At 42.5% G+C, this 20,037-nt stretch carries 23 protein-coding genes; 8 read left to right on the top strand and 15 right to left on the bottom strand.

From position 1 onward, the window contains the following. Positions 1 to 23: 23 nt before the first annotated feature. The 3 genes from E0H82_RS12155 to E0H82_RS12145 are packed head-to-tail and all read right to left on the bottom strand — an operon-like array spanning position 24 to position 1,486. The gene (locus E0H82_RS12155) at positions 24 to 536 is read right to left on the bottom strand and encodes a hypothetical protein (RefSeq protein WP_131265033.1); all 513 of its coding nucleotides are present in this window, start codon (positions 534 to 536) and stop codon (positions 24 to 26) included. A gap of 5 nt (positions 537 to 541) precedes the next feature. Further along, complete coding sequence (locus E0H82_RS12150; RefSeq protein WP_116760523.1) at positions 542 to 844, bottom strand: YciI family protein; 303 nt, start codon at positions 842 to 844, stop codon at positions 542 to 544. A gap of 27 nt (positions 845 to 871) precedes the next feature. Beyond that, complete coding sequence (locus E0H82_RS12145; RefSeq protein ID WP_131265032.1) at positions 872 to 1,486, bottom strand: septation protein IspZ; 615 nt, start codon at positions 1,484 to 1,486, stop codon at positions 872 to 874. Between the two features lie 45 nt (positions 1,487 to 1,531). On the opposite strand from E0H82_RS12145, the gene E0H82_RS12140 reads away from it, so the two are divergent. After that, complete coding sequence (locus E0H82_RS12140; RefSeq protein ID WP_131265031.1) at positions 1,532 to 2,383, top strand: PHP domain-containing protein; 852 nt, start codon at positions 1,532 to 1,534, stop codon at positions 2,381 to 2,383. A gap of 35 nt (positions 2,384 to 2,418) precedes the next feature. Here the strand turns inward: E0H82_RS12140 and E0H82_RS12135 are convergent, their stop codons facing one another. The 3 genes from E0H82_RS12135 to radC all read right to left on the bottom strand — a co-directional run bounded on the left by E0H82_RS12135 (position 2,419) and on the right by radC (position 4,801). Continuing rightward, on the bottom strand, positions 2,419 to 3,042 hold the full coding sequence (locus E0H82_RS12135) for a glutathione S-transferase family protein (protein WP_131265030.1): 624 nt from the start codon (positions 3,040 to 3,042) through the stop codon (positions 2,419 to 2,421). Between the two features lie 79 nt (positions 3,043 to 3,121). Then, a complete protein-coding gene (locus E0H82_RS12130; protein ID WP_016166241.1) occupies positions 3,122 to 4,033 on the bottom strand; it encodes a bestrophin family protein in 912 nt (303 codons plus the stop codon). Positions 4,034 to 4,108: 75 nt separating this feature from the next. Further along, complete coding sequence (radC, locus tag E0H82_RS12125; protein WP_131265029.1) at positions 4,109 to 4,801, bottom strand: RadC family protein; 693 nt, start codon at positions 4,799 to 4,801, stop codon at positions 4,109 to 4,111. Between the two features lie 112 nt (positions 4,802 to 4,913). Between radC and coaBC the strand changes: the two genes are divergently transcribed. The 4 genes from coaBC (at position 4,914) to E0H82_RS12105 (ending at position 8,346) form a co-directional block, all read left to right on the top strand. After that, positions 4,914 to 6,176 (top strand): bifunctional phosphopantothenoylcysteine decarboxylase/phosphopantothenate--cysteine ligase CoaBC, encoded by a 1,263-nt coding sequence (gene coaBC, locus E0H82_RS12120; RefSeq protein WP_131265028.1) that lies wholly within the window; start codon positions 4,914 to 4,916, stop codon positions 6,174 to 6,176. A gap of 150 nt (positions 6,177 to 6,326) precedes the next feature. Then, positions 6,327 to 6,707: a cytochrome b562 gene (locus E0H82_RS12115; RefSeq protein WP_131265027.1), complete on the top strand. Its 381-nt coding sequence runs from the start codon at positions 6,327 to 6,329 to the stop codon at positions 6,705 to 6,707. Between the two features lie 169 nt (positions 6,708 to 6,876). Then, entirely contained in the window at positions 6,877 to 7,731 is an 855-nt protein-coding gene (locus tag E0H82_RS12110) for a bifunctional transcriptional activator/DNA repair enzyme AdaA (RefSeq protein ID WP_131265026.1), read from the top strand. Then, on the top strand, positions 7,732 to 8,346 hold the full coding sequence (locus E0H82_RS12105) for an alpha-ketoglutarate-dependent dioxygenase AlkB family protein (RefSeq protein WP_131265025.1): 615 nt from the start codon (positions 7,732 to 7,734) through the stop codon (positions 8,344 to 8,346). A gap of 66 nt (positions 8,347 to 8,412) precedes the next feature. Here E0H82_RS12105 and secB read toward each other — a convergent pair whose 3' ends face one another. From secB to rsgA, 4 genes are all read right to left on the bottom strand, one after another. Next, positions 8,413 to 8,871: a protein-export chaperone SecB gene (gene secB, locus E0H82_RS12100; RefSeq protein WP_116760505.1), complete on the bottom strand. Its 459-nt coding sequence runs from the start codon at positions 8,869 to 8,871 to the stop codon at positions 8,413 to 8,415. Positions 8,872 to 8,910: 39 nt separating this feature from the next. After that, complete coding sequence (gene grxC, locus E0H82_RS12095; RefSeq protein WP_016166234.1) at positions 8,911 to 9,165, bottom strand: glutaredoxin 3; 255 nt, start codon at positions 9,163 to 9,165, stop codon at positions 8,911 to 8,913. A gap of 18 nt (positions 9,166 to 9,183) precedes the next feature. Then, on the bottom strand, positions 9,184 to 9,591 hold the full coding sequence (locus E0H82_RS12090; protein ID WP_131265024.1) for a rhodanese-like domain-containing protein: 408 nt from the start codon (positions 9,589 to 9,591) through the stop codon (positions 9,184 to 9,186). 93 nt (positions 9,592 to 9,684) lie between these two features. Continuing rightward, positions 9,685 to 10,743 carry a ribosome small subunit-dependent GTPase A gene (gene rsgA, locus E0H82_RS12085; protein WP_131265023.1) on the bottom strand — a complete coding sequence of 353 codons (1,059 nt, stop codon included), beginning with the start codon at positions 10,741 to 10,743 and terminating at the stop codon, positions 9,685 to 9,687. A gap of 124 nt (positions 10,744 to 10,867) precedes the next feature. Here rsgA and orn point away from each other — a divergent pair, with 124 nt between their 5' ends. The 3 genes from orn to E0H82_RS12070 all read left to right on the top strand — a co-directional run bounded on the left by orn (position 10,868) and on the right by E0H82_RS12070 (position 13,299). Further along, positions 10,868 to 11,425 carry an oligoribonuclease gene (gene orn, locus E0H82_RS12080; RefSeq protein WP_116760500.1) on the top strand — a complete coding sequence of 186 codons (558 nt, stop codon included), beginning with the start codon at positions 10,868 to 10,870 and terminating at the stop codon, positions 11,423 to 11,425. Positions 11,426 to 11,595: 170 nt separating this feature from the next. Further along, complete coding sequence (locus E0H82_RS12075) at positions 11,596 to 12,330, top strand: Bax inhibitor-1/YccA family membrane protein (protein ID WP_131265022.1); 735 nt, start codon at positions 11,596 to 11,598, stop codon at positions 12,328 to 12,330. Positions 12,331 to 12,495: 165 nt separating this feature from the next. Then, a complete protein-coding gene (locus E0H82_RS12070) occupies positions 12,496 to 13,299 on the top strand; it encodes an enoyl-ACP reductase FabI (protein WP_116760496.1) in 804 nt (267 codons plus the stop codon). 66 nt (positions 13,300 to 13,365) lie between these two features. Here E0H82_RS12070 and E0H82_RS12065 read toward each other — a convergent pair whose 3' ends face one another. From E0H82_RS12065 to lptE, 5 genes are all read right to left on the bottom strand, one after another. Further along, positions 13,366 to 14,772 carry an efflux transporter outer membrane subunit gene (locus tag E0H82_RS12065; protein WP_131265021.1) on the bottom strand — a complete coding sequence of 469 codons (1,407 nt, stop codon included), beginning with the start codon at positions 14,770 to 14,772 and terminating at the stop codon, positions 13,366 to 13,368. A 9-nt stretch (positions 14,773 to 14,781) separates the two neighbouring features. Continuing rightward, positions 14,782 to 16,773 (bottom strand): MacB family efflux pump subunit, encoded by a 1,992-nt coding sequence (locus E0H82_RS12060; RefSeq protein ID WP_131265020.1) that lies wholly within the window; start codon positions 16,771 to 16,773, stop codon positions 14,782 to 14,784. 2 nt (positions 16,774 to 16,775) lie between these two features. Next, positions 16,776 to 18,116, bottom strand: a complete 1,341-nt coding sequence (locus E0H82_RS12055) for a MacA family efflux pump subunit (protein ID WP_131265019.1) — start codon at positions 18,114 to 18,116, stop codon at positions 16,776 to 16,778. A 202-nt stretch (positions 18,117 to 18,318) separates the two neighbouring features. Then, on the bottom strand, positions 18,319 to 19,305 hold the full coding sequence (gene holA / locus E0H82_RS12050; protein WP_131265018.1) for a DNA polymerase III subunit delta: 987 nt from the start codon (positions 19,303 to 19,305) through the stop codon (positions 18,319 to 18,321). 5 nt (positions 19,306 to 19,310) lie between these two features. After that, entirely contained in the window at positions 19,311 to 19,835 is a 525-nt protein-coding gene (gene lptE, locus E0H82_RS12045; RefSeq protein WP_116760486.1) for an LPS assembly lipoprotein LptE, read from the bottom strand. Positions 19,836 to 20,037: the final 202 nt, after the last annotated feature.

The raw sequence follows: 20,037 nt of genomic DNA, 5'->3' as shown, positions 1-20,037 counted from the left end.
CTATATGATTTAAGCGTAGAAAATTACCATTGGCGGCGACGTTTAGATTGTGCATAACTGGCAATTAAGAAACCCAATAGTACGCCAACTGCTAGTGTGACAGCGCCATAAATAAACATTTGGGCACTACGTTCACTTTGTAGCACTTGAACTTGCACACCTAAACTATCATTTTTTAATTGTAATTCTTGGTTTTGTGCCAACGCTTCTAAATTGGCTTTTTCCAATTGTTGTAGGCGTACGGATTGGTCTTTGACCAAAGCTTTGATTTTTAAATCTTGTAAGGCTTTATTTTTGGCAAGTTGTTCCGCCGTAAGGGGTTGAACCTCTTGCGGTTGTCCATTTGGATTCACCGTTGCTACTGCCGGAATCACGCGTGGTTTATCCGCAGAAAGGGTATGTGGCGCTGTCGGTGCTGTTGCAGTAGGGGCAGCAGGGGCTACAGCTGGAGCTGGAGATGTTGTTGCAGGTTCTACCGCCCAAGCCGTAGAACACAATAAAGAAAGACCCAGTAAACTAGGAACAACAGCGCGCATGAACTTTATCCTTTAGGAAACGCTTTGTTAAAAGGTTTAACTTCAATTTGAGCATAGACGCCTTCTTTCAAGAAAGGCTCATCTTGTAGCCAAACATCGAGTGCTTCACGGCTGTCAAAATCAACAATGATGGTACTGCCATAAAAACCTGCTTGTGGATTACTCGGGTCTTTAGGCATCGCACCTGCGACGATTAAACGACCTTCAGCATCTAATTGCTCTAAACGTGCGAGGTGCTGAGGGCGTACCGCAAGGCGTTTTTCTACTGTACCGTCTTGATCGGTACAAGTCACAACAAATAATGGCATGATGATTCTCTGCGCGCGAAACGAATATTAATCTTCGGAAGACTTAAAATGTTTACGTAATACAATAAACTGAATAATGATAAAGGAAAACATCACCAGCATGTCACCAAAAGCGGTAAATTCGCCCCAATATTTTCCATTCATAAATAAGAAAGCAAAAAAGACATGTAAGCCAGACATGACCGCAAACATGACCGCCCAAGCATAATTGAGTCTTTTCCAGCCCAATTCACCCAAATTAAAAATGGGTGCAAATAAGCGTTTGATGAGCGGACTACGGTCTTTACTAAAATACGGGGACAACAGGAAAGCACCTGCGAAGACCATATTTAACAGGGCTGCCTTGAGACGAATATAGAAGTCATCGCTGAGCATGAGGGTAATGCCACCAAAAATGACCGTCATAAACAACACAATCCACTGTTGTTTGTCTAAACGGAATTTTTGCATGATGAACAATGCACCATAAACCACCAGCATGGAAAGAATTAAGCCAGTTGTTGCCACTAAGATATTATTATTGTCTACACCGCCGGCAGAACCGATCAATTGCAATAAAGGATGCTCGGTATCTTTCGGATCTACAGTCTTATATAAATAAAAGAAAATAATGAGTGGCACAAAGTCTAAAAGTGCTTTCATGTTAGAGTATCTGAATCTGTTTAAATAAATGGCATAGTATAAGTGATGCTTGGCGTAGATTTACATACACATAGTAATATTTCTGATGGAACTTTGTCACCAGAGCAACTGATCCATGCCGCACATGAAAAAGGCATTCATACGCTGGCTTTGACCGATCACGATACGATGGATGGTTTGGCATTGGCAGAACCAACTGCACATGCTTATGGTATGAAGTTAATCTCTGGGGTAGAAATTTCCAGTCAATGGTCACGTCCAGCCACCCAGAAAAGTTATAGCGTACATATTGTTGCACTGAATATGCAGCATCCTGAGCCTTTATTGGCAGTCTTAGAACAACAGAAACAGATTCGAGCTGAACGTGGTGTGCAGATTTGTAGTTTGCTGACGCCTTTAATTGGTCAGGATATTTATGCAGATGTACTGGCCAAAGTCGAGGGTGAAGCAGATCGCGTCACGCGTAGCCACATTGCGAAAACCTTGGTGGAAAAGGGAATTGTAAGCCGTGTGCAGCAAGCTTTTGATAAATATATCAAGGAAGGCAAAAAGGCCTATGTGAAATTTGATGGCTTGGGTTTGCAACAAACGATTCAGGCAATTCATGCCAGCCGTGGCTTTGCGGTTTTGGCTCATCCCACCCGATATGATTTGTCTGCGACCAATGTCCGTTATTTAATTGAGTTGTTTGCACAGTCCGGTGGGGATGCCGTGGAATTACCACCACAAATTGACCCACCTGCGACCCGTCACATGGTGGATCGTATAATTGCGGAACAGGGTTTAAAAGTATCCGTAGGCAGTGATTTTCATGGTGAAAATATGCCATGGGTTAAACTGGGGAATATTCCTGTGATGAAAGCAGAACAAGTCGGAATTTGGGAACAGTTTCAGTAACCCCGATGTTTTAATTCACAAGCAAACATGCTGAATTAGTTTTGACCGTTATTGCCCCATTTTAGATAAGCTTCTCGTTGACTTAAACGGTCATAGTAGTTTTTGATATGTGGAGTATCTGGTTTATCAAAAGGTGTTAAATACCAGCGCTGTACAGAAAGTCCAATCGGAATGTCTGCCAATGAAAAATGCTCACCTGCTACATAAGCCTGCGTGTTTGCGAGTTGGTTTTCTAAAATCAGCATCATGCTGTTCCATGCTTGAATACTTTTTTCAACTTCCTTCAAGTCTTGGTGCTCGGGGGAGTTCCGAATAATGTGCATCAGGGCATAGACCCAACTGTTATTGAGCTCAATCCCTTGCCAGTCAATCCATTGATCAATAAGCGCACGTGTTTTCGGCTGTATCGGATAAAGTGCTGTGCCAGCATAAGCATTGGCTAAATAACGAATAATAGAATTAGACTGCCAAAGAATTAGCTCTTCATCAATCAGTACAGGAATAGTGGCGTTCGGGTTTAATTGTAAAAATTCTTGTTCTTTCGGGGAGCGAAAGCCACGACCCCAATCTTCACGCTGATAAGCTACATCTAGCTCATCACATAACCAGAGTACTTTTCTGACATTGATAGAATCTGTTCGCCCTAAAAGTTTAATCACAGCCTGACTCCTTATCCTGATTTTTAAATATTTGTTTAATCTAATCTTTCTTGTTCTACAACGTTTTGAATTGTTAGCTTTATAAGAGATTATTATCCTGTGCTTGAATGGGTGGTGGAGTTGGCTTACCCAAGGTACCGAGTAATTCAATTTCAATGGTACGTACCATTGCATCTAAGGGTAAATCATTACTTTGAGTACCAAATGGTTCTTCAATTTCTGAACTTAAGGCATCTAAACCCAAAAAGGTATAAGCCAAGATCCCGACCAATAAAGGGGTAGCCAGTCCTAAAGTTGCACCCAAACTAAATGGCAGCATGAAACAGAAGAAGTACACGGTACGGTTTAGCAATACAGAATAAGCAAAAGGTAATGGCGTGGTAGCAATCCGATCACAGCCTGTTTGTACCAAACTCATTTCCGCCACATGTTCATTCATTTGTGCATAAATAATGTCGGAGATTTCACCTTCTTTTAAGGCTTGCATCAGTTCCCATTGAATTAGACTGAGGGTGTATTGCGGAGCATTGACCTGTTGATACAGTTGTGCCAATGCTTGCGGGCTTAAACCTGTAGTTTCAGTAAGCTCGGTTGGGTTTTCGGTTTGATGACGTAGTCGGTCACGCAATACATTGGCAAAGACAATCACATGTTGAATGACTCGCTCACGCCGTGCCTGCGTAAGAATACGACAGTTACGGTCAAAGTGGCGTGCATTGGCAATCAACATGCCCCAAAGTTTACGCGCTTCCCACCAACGATCATAACAAGCGGTATTTTTAAACCCAAGGAAAATAGACAGTACAACGCCAATTAAGGTGAAGCCAACCAAGGGTAGTTCAGGAAAGTGAAAATATCCCATGTGGGATACACCACCCACGATGGTAGAAATGAGCATAACCACGCCTAAGGGTGGTAAAACTTTCGGAAGGATTGTACCGCGCCATGAAAATAATAGTTTAAAGACGTCGGGTTGTTCTCGCACAATCATGTGGTGGTTTTCATCATTTATTTTGGGTTGATCTTCATCTGTCGTTTAGGTTTTGTCAATATTGCTTGAAAAGCTTTAAGTGGACTTGATCAAGCCCTGCTCAGCAAACGAAAAACTGCCTGTCGCAGCGATGACACAATGATCCAACAATTGTATTTCAAGCAGTTTACAGGCCTGTGTAATTTGTTGGGTTAAGGCAATATCTGCCGCCGAAGGCAGGGCATATCCCAAAGGGTGATTATGTGCGATCACAATGGAGCTGGCTTGTTGTTGCAGGGCATAACGCAGTAATTGATTCAAAGAGACGGTACAACTATTCAGTGAGCCAAAGAAGAGTTTTTTAAAATGCAGTTTACGTAGCTGACTGTCTAGGCACAGAACGGCAAATACTTCCTGTGTTTCTCCCAAGAGTTCGAAGCGTAGATAGTCCAGTAATTGCGAAGAGTTTTCAATTTCTAAACGATGTTGTTGTAATTGTTGAGCCACATAACGTCGTCCCAGTTCTTTCACAGCCATCAGTTGTGAATATTTAGTGGCACCAATCCCATGAAATTGACTGAGTTGGGGGAGTTCAGCATTCAAAATAGGCGCTAGCCCACCAAAGTGACGAATCAGCAGTCGGGCTAATTCAACGGCTGAATGTTGTTTGGAGCCAGAGCGCAGAAAAATGGCCAATAATTCGGCATCTGAAAGGCTACTCGCCCCTTGTTGTAATAAGCGTTCACGTGGACGCTCTTGTTCGGGCCAATGTTTGATCGATAGATTCATTTTTGTTGAGCTTTTTCATGTTTATTATCAAGTTTTACCCCAGTCAATCACTTGGGTATGCGGATATTTAATGCTATTGTGAGCGCCACTGCAACAGAAAGGTATACTGTTTGTGAGCTTTGATTTAAGTGTAATTCCAAATAAAAACATCATTTTGGCTGTTACAGGCGGAATTGCAGCCTATAAAAGCGCCATCCTCGTTCGTCGACTTAAAGATCAGGGATTTAATGTCCGTGTGGTGATGACACATGGTGCACAGGCCTTTATTACGCCACTGACCTTTCAGGCATTGTCTGGCAATCCCGTGCATACTGAATTACTCGATCCAGAAGCCGAAGCAGGTATGGGACATATCGAATTAGCGCGTTGGGCAGACTTATTGTTGGTGGCACCAGCCAGCTGCGACACCTTAGCTAAGTTTGCCGCAGGTTTGGCAGATGATTTACTCAGTACTTTATATCTTGCGACCAAAGCACCAGTCTGGGTTGCGCCTGCTATGAATCAACAAATGTGGGCAGCCAAAGCCACGCAGCGTAATTTAAATACGCTGATTGAAGATGGCGTGCATGTCATTATGCCAGAAGCGGGTTCACAAGCATGTGGTGATGTGGGTTTGGGTCGTATGCCTGAGCCAGAAGATTTGGCTTATCAAGTCACGCAATACTTCCATAAAGCACAACGTGCAATTGCCGAAAAATTTGGTCTATTGGCGAGTAAACATGTAGTGATTACTGCGGGTCCAACCCGTGAAGCAATAGACCCTGTGCGTTATATTTCTAATCACAGTACTGGCAAAATGGGCTTTTCGTTGGCAGCTGCCTGTTATGCGGCTGGGGCGAAAGTGACTTTAATTGCAGGCCCTGTCAGTTTAGATACTCCAAATGGGGTACGCCGTGTGAACGTATCCTCTGCAATTCAAATGTTGAATACCAGCATGCAAATGTTGGAAGAAGGCTGTGATATTTTCATTGCCACAGCAGCAGTCGCTGATTATCGCGTTGCTGAAGTCGCTGAACATAAAATTAAAAAATCGGGTGATGAGCTGAATGTCGCTTTAGTCAAGAACCCAGATATTGTGGCAACTATTGCACAGCAACAAAAGCGCCCGTTTATGGTGGGTTTTGCCGCAGAAACACGTAATGTGGAAGAATATGCAGCAGGCAAGTTAGTTGCAAAAAAACTGGATATGATTGCTTGTAATGATGTGTCACGTACAGATATTGGTTTTGCATCGGATGAAAATGCCATGACGGTATTTTTTGCCAATCAATACCGTATGGATAAACGTGATTTAGAAAAAGCCTCAAAACAAGAGATTGCACAACAGTTGGTAGAAGCCATGCACGATGCTTTACAGCATCATAAAGCCAAATAGACCTGTGAAATTTTTATCAAAATGCAACGAATCCGTTGCATTTTTTATGTATGCTACATCAGTAGAATAAAGCAGAGTGTTTAAATAAACATTTTGTATATTTGACCCTGATAAATAAACCATAGCCACAGTTTTTGATAGGACATCATCATGATTAAAAAAACTTTAGCCACCGTTGTAATGTTGTCATCTTTGTTATTAAGCAATACCGTAATGGCGGCAGGTTTAGACGATGATATGAAAACCCTTGGGAAAAATTATAAAGCCTTCAACCAAGCCTCAACCCCACAAGCGGCAACCAGTGCCTTGAACAATATGCGTGGTGCCGCAGTACATGCCAAGCAATATAAATTGACTGCACATATGGCTGAAAAAGCACCAAGTTCGACGGCTTTGTTTGACCAGATTATTGTAGAAATTGACAAAACCAAAGCACTGGCACAAGCAGGCAAATTAGACGAAGCGAAAAAGCAAGGTAAAAAAATTGGTGAGTTACGTGATCAAGGGCATAAGACTTATATGCACCACTGATGTTGATTTAGAATCAGCACGTCTATTCGCTGCTAAAACTGTACCTTCATCGGTACAGTTTTTTTATGTCTGATACATTAAGGTCGTTATTAGAATTGAGCATGATTCGGATTTTCAGCTACAGCAAGAATTGCTAAAGTGAAAAAGAAATCTGCAAGGATGAATAAGTATGTCCTCACAACAGCACTATCAGCGTGTGGCACAAGCCATTGAATATATTCAGCGACATTTTCAGCACCAGCCGACGCTGGAGGATGTGGCGGCACATGTACATTTAAGTCCTGCATATTTTCAGCGCCTATTCAGCGAATGGGCTGGCACCAGTCCTAAGAAATTTCTGCAATATATCAGTGTGGAACATGCCAAGTCGATTTTAACCTCAACAGCATCGCATTCACTTTTAGATGCGACCTATGACACAGGATTATCCAGTGGCAGTCGCTTGCATGATTTATTTATTCAAATTGAAGGGATGACCCCCGCTGAATATAAACAGGGTGGAGCTGGGTTAAAGATTTTTTATAGCTTCGCTGAAACATTATTTGGCCGTGTTTTGGTGGCTTCCACAGATAAAGGGATTTGTGCGCTGTCTTTTGTTGAACAGGAAGAGCAAGCCCTCAATGAATTAAAAACCAAGTTTCCTCATGCTGAATATATTGAGCAGAGGGATGAAATGCAGCAACGCGCTATGGCTGTGTTGACGGTGCAACCCAACTCAATACAGCACATAAAACTGCATTTAAAAGGTTCAGCATTTCAATTAAAAGTCTGGGAAAGTTTGCTCAAAATTTCTGTAGGTCAACTGGCGAGTTACCGTGATGTGGCATTACAGATAGATCAACCTAAAGCTGCACGTGCAGTAGGGAGTGCGGTGGCGCATAATCCTGTAGCTTTCTTAATTCCGTGCCATCGGGTTATTCAAGCGTCAGGCGTGCTCGGCAATTATCATTGGGGAGCAACCCGCAAGACAGCGATGATCGGTTGGGAAAGTGCCCAAATTCATGCCCATTCAGAAGAGCTTTAAATGTCACTATTTCCCGTCGAGTTTGATTCTGAACAGAATTTATTGCCTTATCAGGGCTGTGTGTATTACTACGGTCAAATTATGGATAGTGTTTTGGCAGATCATTATTTTCAGCGACTATTAGAAAGCATTGCTTGGCAAAATGATCTAGCGGTGATTTTTGGCAAGATGCTTGTGACCAAGCGTAAAGTGGCTTGGTATGCCGATCAGGCTTTTTCTTATACCTACTCCAAAACCACCAAACAAGCATTGCCGTGGACGCCTGAACTATTGACATTAAAAGCGTTGGTCGAAGCTAAAACGGGTGAGAAATTTAATGCCTGTTTACTGAATTTATATCATTCAGGGGAAGAAGGGATGGCGTGGCATAGTGATGCCGAACGAGAACTGAAACAGTATGCTGCAATTGCTTCTTTAAGTTTGGGGGCAGAGCGAAAATTTGCTTTTAAGCATAAGCAGACCCAAGAAAAAGTGGAGTTGGTACTGGCACATGGCAGTTTACTGGTCATGAAAGATGAAACCCAAAGCTACTGGCTACATCGGTTGCCCCCAAGCAAAAAAGTGTATGGAATGAGAGTGAATTTGACCTTCAGATACATGAATGCAGCGCAATAAAAAAGGCTGAATAGATTATATTCAGCCTTTTTTGAATTCATGATTTTGCAATGCAAAGATCAGGAATTATGCTTGACCTTCAGCCATAGCTGTTTGAGCGCGTTGCATATTTGCTTCGAACTCAGCATCAAAGTTAATTGGCGTTAACAGCAATTGAGGGAAGCTGCCTTTGGTAACCATATCGTTCACGGCTTCACGCAAGAATGGGAACAAAATGTTCGGGCAGTATGCACCTAAAATATATGGAAGACGCTCTTCTTCAACTGCATCAATCAGGAAGATCCCTGCTTGAGTCACATCAACGATAAATGCCGTCTCACCTGCATTATTTGCTTGAACAACAACTTTTAAAGACACTTCGAAATGAGTTGGATCAATCTTTTCTGCAGAAGAAGAAAGGTTGATATTGAGTTCTGGCTGCCATTCTTTTGTGAAAACTTGTGCGCCAGGAACTTCGAAAGAAATGTCTTTAGTATAAATACGTTCGAGTGCCAATTGTGGTTGAACTTGTTGTTCTTCGCTCATTATTAAATCCTTAATATAAATTTGAACTATGCTTTATGGTTAAGCCAATAATCCGTCAAGTTTACCATCACGCTCTAAAGCATAAAGCTGGTCAAACCCGCCAATAAATTGGTCACCAATAAAAATTTGTGGAACAGTACGGTGGTTCGTGCGTTGCATGAGTTCTACACGTACTTCAGGCGCTTCATTGGATAAATTAATTTCTTTATATTCAACGCCTTTACGCTCAAGAAGTTGTTTCGCACGAACGCAGTAAGGACATACAGTTGTAGAATAAATCGTTACTTCAGCCATTAGAGTCTCCTTAAGCCATTATTTTGCTTTTACCAAAGGTAAGCCTTGCGCTTTCCAGTTGCTAATACCACCGTCTAAACGATAGCTATCCACATGACCAACTTGTTGCAAAGCTGTACCTGCGACTTGACCAAGGTTGCAAATAAACACCAATGGACGTTCCGCAGATTTTAACTCTTCGACATGGCTTGCAATTTGGCTGTAGGGAATGTTACGGCTGCCACTGATGTGACCTTCACGGAAGTCTTTTGCATCACGTAAATCAATCAACATGGCATTTTTTGCTTTCACTAAAATACCTAAAGACTGTGGAGAGATTTTGCGACCGTTGCGCTGACCTTCTAAAACGAAGAACAACACCACTAATGCCCCAAGTGTTCCAAATAAAAAGGGGTGATTCCCCATAAATTCCAACCAACGTTCCACAAATCACCTAATTACAATTCGAAATTGCCTAGAGTATAGCTCATAAATATGGTGATCAAAATCACCGCTTCAAGGGGAAGACAAACAGAAAGTCTAATTTTTTTGCTGTGCTTCAGCAATTTCATCCATTAAACGTAAAAAACTGTCTAAACGACGGGGTAAAATTTCACCATTACTGGCAGCTACACGCAGTGCACACTGTTTTTCATGTTTATGGGTACAGTTGCGGAACTGACAGTAGCCCAACTGATTTTGAATTTCAGGGAAGCCTTGTTGCACTTTTTCAGTGGTCAGATGCCATAAACCAAATTCACGAATGCCTGGCGAGTCGATCAGTGATGCACTTTGTCCAAAAGGAATTAAACGCGTTGAGGTGGTGGTGTGCTGACCTAAAGCCGAGTTTTCAGAAATAATATTGGTCTTTTGCGCGGCATTTGGAACCATGGTATTAATTAATGAACTTTTACCCACCCCAGACTGTCCAACAAAAGCCACCGTTTCACCTTCAAGGCGCTGTGCTAAAGCACTGAGATCACCTGTAGATTGGCATTGCATCACTTCATAACCCAAAGCTTCATATTCCTTGAGCATATCTAGAATAGGATCATTTTCTTTGAGTAAGTCGGTTTTATTCAGGACTAATAAGGCTGGAATGTCGGCATCGGCACATGCCACCAAATAACGATCAATTAATGTGGGTGCAGGTTCTGGTAAAGGTGAAAACACAATCACAATCAAACTGATATTGGCCGCGACAGGCTTCACTTTATGATAACGGTCAGGACGGGTCAGTAAGGAACGACGCGGATGGATGGCGGTAATAATACCTAAACCCGTATTCGGATCGGCTTGCCATTTAACTCGATCGCCCGTCACCAGTAATTCAAGATTGGTCCGTGTATGACAACGCCAAATACTGCCCAATTCAATCGGTTTCCAAAACGGTTCAGGTTCACCATCTTGTACATGTGGTTTTTCAGGATGCATGTCTGGCACCGACAGGGCTTGCACCTCAAGCTGACGTCCGTAGTGTTGAACCACTAACCCTTCCAGATCATTTGACGTGTCAATTTCTTCTTGACGTGTTTGCTGCTGTTTCTGAATACGACGCTGCTGCTGTTCAGTTAAGCGACGTTTACGAATTAAAGCCATTCATATCCTAAAAAACCATGAATTCAAGATGGCAAAAATAGCATGAAGCGGGGGATGAATTACAGCATTCAGGGTATTAATTTGCTACTATAAATGTTTTTACAGCCAATAAGATTGCACATTTATGAGCAGCACGCCTGATACTCGCCTCATCTGGATTGACCTTGAAATGACAGGTCTAGATACCGATAACGACCAAATTATTGAAGTTGCAACGATTGTGACCGATGATCATTTGAATATTTTGGCGGAAGGTCCAGTATTGGCTGTGCATCAATCGGATTTAATCCTGAATGCCATGGATGAGTGGAATACCCGTCAACATGGTCAATCAGGTCTGATTGAGCGCGTGCGTCGTAGTAAATTGACAGCACGAGATGCTGAGCAGCAAACCATTGAGTTCTTAAAAAAATGGGTCAATCCAAAGAGCTCGCCAATGTGTGGTAACTCGATTTGTCAGGATCGCCGTTTTTTACATCGTTTAATGCCTGAAATGGAACAATACTTCCATTACCGTAACTTGGATGTATCTTCAGTGAAAGAATTGGCGAAACGCTGGCGTCCAGAAATTATGAGCGGGTTGAAGAAAAATGCCTCGCATTTGGCCATGGATGATATTCGTGATTCGATTGCAGAATTGAAATATTACCGTGAATACTTCTTTATCATGAATAAAGACTAAATCGATATTGGCTGAAAATGGGGTGTTAAACCCCATTTTTATTTTAGTCTGTCATATTTTTAGGTTATATTTTCTACATCAAGCTAGAGGGTGTACGGCTTTAAGTTGATCTAAAGCAAAGTACAAATTTTTGTTTTTATTCATTTTAAATTATAAAAAAGAGTTTAAATATGCAAAGTAATAATCCAATACTTAATCGCGTCGAAGTTTACGCGGATTACAGCCAGCCGATGACCGTTCAAGGTGCGATTCAAAAGTCTGTATTGTTGACTTTAATTGCCGCGGTACTGGGTTTAGGTATTTTCTTCTACAGTTTTATGACCTTAAATATTTCTATTGCCTATAGCGCCGCAATTGTAGGTGCGATTGGTGGATTTATTTTGGCACTTATCACTACTTTTAAACCAGATACCGCGAAAATTCTCGCCATTCCTTATGCGTTTTTTGAAGGTGCCTTTTTAGGGGGGATTTCGGTTATTTTCCAATTGAAATTCCCAGGCGTACCGTTGCAGGCATTATTGGCAACTTTTGTGACGACCTTGGTGATGTTTACTTTGTATCGTTTACAAATTGTGCGTGCCACAGAAAAATTTAAATCGGTTGTACTTTCTGCCAGCATTGCCATTGCAATTGTGTTTGTGGTGCAACTCATCATGCGTTTAGCCTTTGGTTCAAGTGTGCCGTATATCTTTGAAAGTAACTGGTTAGGCATTGGTTTTGCTGCTTTTGTGGCGGTGATTGCATCTTTAAATCTCATTCTCGATTTTGATTTGATTGAAAGCAGTGCAGCACAACATGCACCAAAGTCTATGGAATGGTTATCTGCGATTGCATTATTGGCGACTTTAGTCTGGATGTATTACTCATTCATGCGCTTATTGAGCTTGATCCAAGGGGATGATTGATTGATGTTTTTTAACATTTCTTCAGCGTAATCCATATTCACCCTGCTTTTTGCAGGGTGAATTGTTATGAATCTGTGATTTGCTGAAAAAAAGGCGCATTTTGCAATTTTGTTCTGATGCCAGACTTGGCATTATTCATCCTAAATTATTTTAAGTGAGATTCACATGTCACAAGGACTACTAGCAGGAAAACGCTTTCTGATTGCAGGTATTGCAAGTAAGTTGTCGATCGCATTTGGTATTGCTCAAGCATTGCATCGTGAAGGTGCAGAATTGGCATTTACTTATCCGAATGAGAAACTTAAAAAGCGTGTTGATGAATTTGCGGCGCAATTTGGCTCAACATTGGTGTTTCCTTGTGATGTTGCTGTGGATGCAGAAATTGACCAAGCGTTCGTTGAATTGGCGAAACACTGGGATGGTCTAGATGGCGTAGTTCACTCTATCGGTTTTGCACCTGCACATACTTTAGATGGCGACTTTACCGATGTTACGGACCGTGAAGGTTTCCGTGTTGCACATGACATCAGTGCATATAGCTTTATTGCAATGGCGCGAGCAGCAAAACCATTGCTATTGGCACGTCAAGGTTGTTTATTGACTCTGACTTACCAAGGTTCTGAGCGTGTTATGCCGAACTACAACGTGATGGGTATGGCAAAAGCATCTTTAGAAGCGGGCGTACGCTACTTGGCGTCTAGCTTGGGTGCTGAAGGTATTCGCGTTAACGCAATTTCAGCGGGTCCAATCCGTACTTTAGCGGCTTCAGGCATTAAATCATTCCGTAAGATGTTAGATGCGAATGAAAAAATTTCACCACTTAAACGCAATGTAACCATTGAAGATGTGGGTAATGCAGCGTTATTCCTTTGCTCACCTTGGGCAAACGGGATTACTGGTGAAATCATGTATGTTGATGCAGGTTTCAACACTGTGGGAATGAGCCCTGATTTGATGGGCGATGACTGATCATTCGCTTGATCTCAAAAAACGGCACTTGAAGTGCCGTTTTTTAATGTCTTTTGTTTTTAATCCTTAATCAGGCAATTGCTGAATGGGGCTACCCCCCAAGGCTTGCATCAACGTGACGTAGGCGTTGTATTGACTTTGTTTGGTGTTAACCAAAGTCAAACGAGCACTACGCGTGGTTTCTTGTTGATCCAGTAAATTCTTTAAGGCCACCGCACCATAACGATAACGCACATCGGTTAAGCGTTCGGCTTTTTCTGCCAGTTCTAAATTACGCTGTTGTAGCTTGACCTGCTGATCTAACTCACTGCGTGCAGACAAGGCATTTTCAACATCGCCAAAAGCCTGATATAAGCTCTGACGATATTGCACAATGGCTTTTTCATAGTCCAATTGGCTAATCGCGATATCTTTTTTCATATCGTTATATTGCAAAAACGGCAGACTTAAACTTGCCCCTAAAGTCAGGGCCGGATTACGCAAAAGTTGCGTTAAAGAGGTACTACTGCTGCCTAAACTTCCAGTTAGGCTGATGGAAGGATAATAGCTCGCTGTGGTGGCATCTTTAGTGGCAAGGCTTTCCCGTAGGCGTAACTCAGCGGCTTTTAAATCTGGACGACGTGACAGGATATCTGCGGGTAAGCCCGCAGCAATAGTAGGTAATACCAATTGCGGTAAACGCTGTGGTTCTTGAATATTCAACTGTTGGATAGGCATATGTAGCAGGATAGCTAGCGCAGTTCGTGTTTCGACTAAGTTTTGCTGAATTTGACTCAGGCTGGCTTTTTGGCTTTGTACTGATTGCTCGGCTTGAGTCAGTTCTAAGCCAGAAACAGAACCTGCTTGATACTGTGCTTTGACTAAATCATACAGCTTTTGCGACGTCGCAAGGCTTTGCTGTGCGGTGCTGAGACTTTCATGATAATAAGCCAATTGCCAATACAGTTTGGCTGTGGTGCCAACCAAGCTTTGTGCTGTGGCTTGCAAATCCTGTTCAGTCGCCAGTGCTTCCCATTTTTTAGCTTCGGTTTGACGTGCCAATTTACCAAATAAATCTAATTCATAACTGAGTCCAACTTTGGTAGAGAGTCCGCTTGATGCATCACTTCCATCATTAAGATCAAAACTATGTCCCGTAGATAGTGTAGAGCTAACACGCGGTTTTTGCTGATTTGCAGTTAAATCTGCTTGTAAGCGTGCTTGTTTTAAGGTGATACCCGCAACAGCTAAGTCGGTATTTTTTGCTAAGACTTCATCAATCAATTGATTCAGTTGCGTATCACCAAATAAGGTCCACCATTGATCGGCATAGATGGCTTGCTGTCGTTGTTGTGCAGCCGTCTGACCATATTGAAATTGGGCAGGCGTTTGTACACTGGGGGCTTGATAAGGTGTTTTAACCACAGCCGCACAACCCACTAAGGTACTACCGAGTAGCATTGCTGTACACAGACGTGTAAATGAAAACTGCATAATTTGTCCTTATTCTCTAGCAAGTGCTGCAACAGGGTCGAGTTTGGCTGCATTTTTCGCAGGTAAAAATCCAAATACCACACCAATTAACGTCGAGCAGACAAATGCTGCAATAATTGAAGTTGTTGAGTAAGCAATGCCAAAATTTCCGCCGGCAAATTTCTGAATGATTTGACCTAAGCCAAGGGAAAGTAATACCCCCAAGACCCCGCCAATTAAGCAGACTAAAATCGCTTCAATTAAAAACTGTTGTAAAATATCACTTTGCCGAGCACCCACCGCCATACGTACGCCAATCTCTTGCGTCCGTTCGGTGACCGAGACCAACATAATATTCATGACGCCAATTCCGCCAACCACCAATGAAATCACGGCAATTGCAGAGACCAACAAGGTCATGGTACTGGTAGTTTTTTCAATGGTTTGACGAATACTGTCACTGTTCATGGTAAAGATATCTTGTTGACCATGGCGCAAGGTCAATAAGTTCACAATTGCATTTTCAGCCGCACTGGTAGAGTATTGATCATTGATTTGCACAATGATATTACGCACATTCGTCTGACCCAGCATACGGCTCATGACCGTGGTGTAAGGCATATATACGTTCAGGGTGTCATCGGAACCCATGGCACTGGTTTGGGGTTCCACGACACCAATAATCCGCCCAGGTACACTGCCGAGTAAGATCACTTGTCCAATCGGATTGCTGCCATCATTAAAAAATTGCTTTTGGGTATTGGTGTCAATCACGACATCTTGGGTACGGTCACGCACACTGCGTTGATCAAAGGTTTGCCCATTTTTGAAAGTAAGACCTTTAACGGTGAAGTAATCACCCCCAACCCCGTTAATGGTGGCATTGGCTTCGTTTTGTTGATAGCGAATAGTTTTCGATGAACTCACCATTGGACTGACTGCACTGACATAGGGTTGGGTGGCAAGCGCTTCGGCATCACTGGGCACCAAGGTTTTAAAATTGGCCGTTTTGGAATTGTCACCAAAACCACGCCCTTGAAACACGGTAATCGTGTTTGTTCCTAAGCTGCTAATATTACTAAGGATCTGTTTTTGAGAGCCATTGCCTAATGCCACCACGGTGACAACCGAGGCAATCCCGATAATAATCCCGAGCATGGTCAAAAAGGTTCGCATACGATGCGCATTCATGGACAAGATGGCCATATGGAAGGCTTCACCTAGGCGATCAAGTAGGGAGCGCCACGCAGAAACACTTTTATTTTTTTCTTGCTGTGCTGAAAGTGCAGTTTCAGCATCGGGATCATGATGTAATTCAGTATCATGTTCAGGCTGATTGACACGATCAGCAATAATTTGCCCATCACTGATTTCAATAATGCGGCTGGCATTTTTAGCCACTTGCATGTCATGTGTGACCAGAATAATGGTATGTCCAGCAGCATTTAATTCACGCAGAATTCGCATGACTTCAACACCGCTATGTGAGTCCAAAGCACCCGTCGGTTCATCGGCAAGAATTACATCGCCACCATTCATCAGCGCGCGTGCAATAGACACCCGCTGTTGCTGTCCCCCCGAGAGCTGACTCGGACGGTTCTGGGTTTTATTGCCCAGTCCAAGTTCTGTGAGTAGAGCAGTTGCCCGTTGTTTACGTGCATAGGGTGTAATGCCCGCATAAATGGCAGGAACTTCAACATTGCCTTCAGCGGTTAAATCACCCAGTAAGTGGTAACGCTGGAAAATGAATCCGAAATACTCTCGGCGTAATTCAGCCAGTTGGTCGGGTTCGAGTTGCCCAGTTTCTCTACCTTTGACCAGATAGCTGCCAGATGTAGGACGATCTAGACAACCGAGAATATTCATTAAGGTGGATTTACCCGAACCTGATTGACCGACAATCGCAACCAGCTCACCTTCGTAAATGGTGAGATCAATCCCTTTGAGAATTTGAACAGTACTTTCACCAGCTGGGAATTCTCGTACCAAATTGCTGACTTCAAGCAAAGCTTTTTTTGTCATGCTTACATTCCCATTGGTGGACCATTGCGACGTTTATTGCCGCTGTTGGCTGAGGCCGCTGAGGTATCAGAACTGTCTGCAATGACCACTTGATCATTTTCTTTTAGACCTGCCAAAACTTGTGCATTCACACGGTTATTAATCCCGATCAGTACTTGTTTGGGTTGGGCTGAACCATCGGCTTGTAATACACGGACGACACTTAAGCTTGCTTTACCTTGTTTAATCAGTTGTTGTTGGGCAGCGGTTAAATTCAGACGTTCAAGCTTAGGAGCTTGTGTACGGTCTGAGTCAGATTTGCTTACCGCTACGGATGCGGATTGTGCCTTGGCAGCACTATTTTGCTTATTTTTTACAGGGCGATTAGAGATTGCTGAAGAAGGAAGTAATAGTGCATTCTGTGCAGAATCGAGCACGATATAGACTTGTGCAGTCATATCAATACGCAGTTTGCCATCACTATTCGGGACATCAAATAAAGCATTGTAATAGATTGCGGTACTTGATGAACTTGAAGTACTGGTACTGCTGTCACTACTAATCGAGTCGGGTGCAGGTTCAATCTGGCGTAGGGTAGCATAACGTTTACTGTCATCACCCAAAGTCGTGAAGTAAACCTGTTGACCTTTTTCGACTTTCATAATGTCGGCTTCACTGACCTGCGCTTTAATGGTCATATTTTGTAATTTGGCAATTTTGACTATGGTGGGTGCACTTTGATTGGCGTTTACGGTTTGACCTTCTTCGGTCACAATCGCAACCACTGTGCCATCAGTTGGTGCCAGAATACGGGTATAACCGATGTTGGTTTGCGCTGTAGATTTGGTGACTTTTGCCGATTCAATCTGTGCATCAATGGCTTTAATTTGTGCTTGTGCAGTTTTAAAGCTTGCTTCCGCAGACTCAAGTTCCGCTTTAGAGGTTGCGTCTTGAGCAAACATTTGTTGTTGACGCTTATATGCCAATTGTGCCTCATTAAGGTTGGCTTCTTGTTGTAAGCGTTGAGCTTCTAAATTTTTGATGTTCGCTTCAGCCGTTTTAAAGCTATTTTCTTGTGTGGTGGAATCAATTTGTGCGATCAGTTGACCTTGTTTGACTTCATCGCCTAACTGCACATACATTTTTTGTACTTGACCTGACACCTGTGCACCGACACTGACCAGTTTGGTGGCATCTAAAGTTCCTGTTGCCAATACAGTATTTTCAAGATCACCACGTGTCACGCTTTCGGTAATATATTGTGGTTGTTCTTGTTTGGGTTTGAAATAGCTCCAAGCCAAATAAGCGACTAAAGCAACACAGAGTAGTGCGATAATAATTCTAAAAGATTTTATTTTTGGCATAGGAGTCAGGGAGTAAAAAATAATCCTGCCTAGTATAAAAGTGAAATGCGGATAAATCGTGGATTTTTTATCTATTTGTAAATGATAACTATTCTTTTATAATGTTTAAATCAGAATTAAATGACATTTCATTAGTATTATGCACAACCCCCCAATTTACTGAGGCTATTTCGACAGCTCGGCATATTAAAAATAGCAAGGGTTAGTGAAAGAGCTGACGTCCGCAAAGCAGCGCAATCGCTTGTAGAATCAGTTGTTCAGGGTTTTCCTGACTTAAACCTTTAATTGATGCATCTATTCTTAATAAAAGTGTGGGCCACGTGAGGAACTGTTTCGGATTAAGGCGGCGTAAAGCTTGTTGGTAAAGGCTGACTTTGGTTTTCCATATTCCGAGTTGCAAAGCATTTTGCGGTTGCTCAAAAAGCTGCATTAAAAGGCGCATTTCTTTGCTAATGCTCCACAGCAATAAACTCATCGGTTCGCCCGAAGCCAGCAGATATTGGTAAATTTTCACGGCTTGAGCAAAGTTACCTTCGAGTAAGGCATCACTTAAATCAAAGGTGCTATACCGTGATTGGTCTTGTAAACAGGCAAAAAGTTGTTCTATACCAATTTGTGCTAAATCAGGAAAAGTATCCCGTACCCGCATTAAGCTATTCTTTGCTGCCAGTAAATTATGCTCGTGATGCTGTTCAAGCCATTGCCATGCATTGTTGGCCAATTCAATTCCGAGTTTTTCTGCTTCAACCGCCAAAATCCGTTGTCGATCTTGTGGGTAATGGGCAGTTAAGTTGACATTTACTCCATTGGCATCAATTACTTTAAAGAAGCCAGATTTTAAACTGCTGCTGTCTTGCTTAGGCATCACAATCAACAATAAATTCTGTTCATTGTGTTGCAGATATTGGGTCAGTAATTTAATGCCATTGGCATCGGGTTTGATGTTGCCATGCACCTCAATTGCGAGCTGCGTCGAGAATAAAGACAAACTGTTCAATGCATTGAAAACTGTTTTCCAATCACTCACATTGGATATGTCATAGCGTTGACGTTCAATATTCTGTTCGTGCCAGCTTTTACGAAAGGCATCAAGTAGATTCTGTTCGAGCAGCGGTTCTTGACCATGCAGCACCCATGCACCACGTGCCTCAGAAATGCGTTTAAGGGCCTGCAAATAGTCGAGTTTCATAACGATTAAGGTTGTGTTGTTGTGGTAGTAACTTTAGGTAAACGGTTTGATGAAATTTGGCGCACAATTTGTTGTGCGACATCATCCACAAGCACATCTTTTAAGAATTTTTCTTCTTGGTCATCGGTGTTGACCGTTGCTAAATTATATTGGTAGCTACGTGATGCAGTCACGGTACGCATTTCAGTCACAGGATTGCCTTGAGCATCTTCAATACGGAAGGTGACATTCAAGCGCAGTAAGGTTTCAATCAGTTTTCCGCGTAGCTCTTGGCGAACAGGCGTATAACTATACACATGTAAACGGTAAGCATTGGGGCTGTTACTGAGTTGAACATTGGCAGCACCTAAATAAATAGATAATTTTTCTTCTAATTCTTCCGTGTCTTTAGGCAAAGATAAACTCATCTGTGCATATGCCACTGGATTCGCAGAAGGTTGGGTTCCTTTCAAATGAAAACCACAGCCGATTAAACCTGCACCTAGACCGCAAGTTAAAATAAGAGTTGCGAAACGTTTGCCTAAATGCATGTGTTTTCCTCTGTAAATGCTGACTCAGCAGGGTAATACAAATTGATTGGACTGATCTGATTTTAGTAGCGAAGCCCGTTAAATTAAAACGGGCTTTGTTTGGGTTTTTGTTCAGAAATCCCTCCCGACCTCCCTTTGAAAAAGGAGGAGTTTGCCCTCTTTAATAAAGAGGGGGCAGGGGAGATTTTCTAATAAAATCCCT

Origin of the sequence: Acinetobacter sp. ANC 4910 (assembly GCF_004331035.1) — a bacterium.
In the GTDB taxonomy this organism is placed as follows: domain Bacteria; phylum Pseudomonadota; class Gammaproteobacteria; order Pseudomonadales; family Moraxellaceae; genus Acinetobacter.
The sequence above is the reverse complement of the archived record's forward strand: the minus strand, read 5'-3'. Positions and strand labels throughout refer to the sequence as shown.

Excerpts from the sequence above, each read along its gene's own strand:
- E0H82_RS12155 (WP_131265033.1), bottom strand. The coding sequence starts at position 536 with ATGCGCGCTGTTGTTCCTAGTTTACTGGGTCTTTCTTTATTGTGTTCT.
- E0H82_RS12150 (WP_116760523.1), bottom strand. The coding sequence starts at position 844 with ATGCCATTATTTGTTGTGACTTGTACCGATCAAGACGGTACAGTAGAA.
- E0H82_RS12145 (WP_131265032.1), bottom strand. The coding sequence starts at position 1,486 with ATGAAAGCACTTTTAGACTTTGTGCCACTCATTATTTTCTTTTATTTA.
- E0H82_RS12140 (WP_131265031.1), top strand. The coding sequence starts at position 1,532 with ATGCTTGGCGTAGATTTACATACACATAGTAATATTTCTGATGGAACT.
- E0H82_RS12130 (WP_016166241.1), bottom strand. The coding sequence starts at position 4,033 with ATGATTGTGCGAGAACAACCCGACGTCTTTAAACTATTATTTTCATGG.
- radC (WP_131265029.1), bottom strand. The coding sequence starts at position 4,801 with ATGAATCTATCGATCAAACATTGGCCCGAACAAGAGCGTCCACGTGAA.
- E0H82_RS12115 (WP_131265027.1), top strand. The coding sequence starts at position 6,327 with ATGATTAAAAAAACTTTAGCCACCGTTGTAATGTTGTCATCTTTGTTA.
- E0H82_RS12110 (WP_131265026.1), top strand. The coding sequence starts at position 6,877 with ATGTCCTCACAACAGCACTATCAGCGTGTGGCACAAGCCATTGAATAT.
- E0H82_RS12105 (WP_131265025.1), top strand. The coding sequence starts at position 7,732 with ATGTCACTATTTCCCGTCGAGTTTGATTCTGAACAGAATTTATTGCCT.
- secB (WP_116760505.1), bottom strand. The coding sequence starts at position 8,871 with ATGAGCGAAGAACAACAAGTTCAACCACAATTGGCACTCGAACGTATT.
- grxC (WP_016166234.1), bottom strand. The coding sequence starts at position 9,165 with ATGGCTGAAGTAACGATTTATTCTACAACTGTATGTCCTTACTGCGTT.
- rsgA (WP_131265023.1), bottom strand. The coding sequence starts at position 10,743 with ATGGCTTTAATTCGTAAACGTCGCTTAACTGAACAGCAGCAGCGTCGT.
- orn (WP_116760500.1), top strand. The coding sequence starts at position 10,868 with ATGAGCAGCACGCCTGATACTCGCCTCATCTGGATTGACCTTGAAATG.
- E0H82_RS12075 (WP_131265022.1), top strand. The coding sequence starts at position 11,596 with ATGCAAAGTAATAATCCAATACTTAATCGCGTCGAAGTTTACGCGGAT.
- E0H82_RS12070 (WP_116760496.1), top strand. The coding sequence starts at position 12,496 with ATGTCACAAGGACTACTAGCAGGAAAACGCTTTCTGATTGCAGGTATT.
- E0H82_RS12065 (WP_131265021.1), bottom strand. The coding sequence starts at position 14,772 with ATGCAGTTTTCATTTACACGTCTGTGTACAGCAATGCTACTCGGTAGT.
- E0H82_RS12060 (WP_131265020.1), bottom strand. The coding sequence starts at position 16,773 with ATGACAAAAAAAGCTTTGCTTGAAGTCAGCAATTTGGTACGAGAATTC.
- E0H82_RS12055 (WP_131265019.1), bottom strand. The coding sequence starts at position 18,116 with ATGCCAAAAATAAAATCTTTTAGAATTATTATCGCACTACTCTGTGTT.
- holA (WP_131265018.1), bottom strand. The coding sequence starts at position 19,305 with ATGAAACTCGACTATTTGCAGGCCCTTAAACGCATTTCTGAGGCACGT.
- lptE (WP_116760486.1), bottom strand. The coding sequence starts at position 19,835 with ATGCATTTAGGCAAACGTTTCGCAACTCTTATTTTAACTTGCGGTCTA.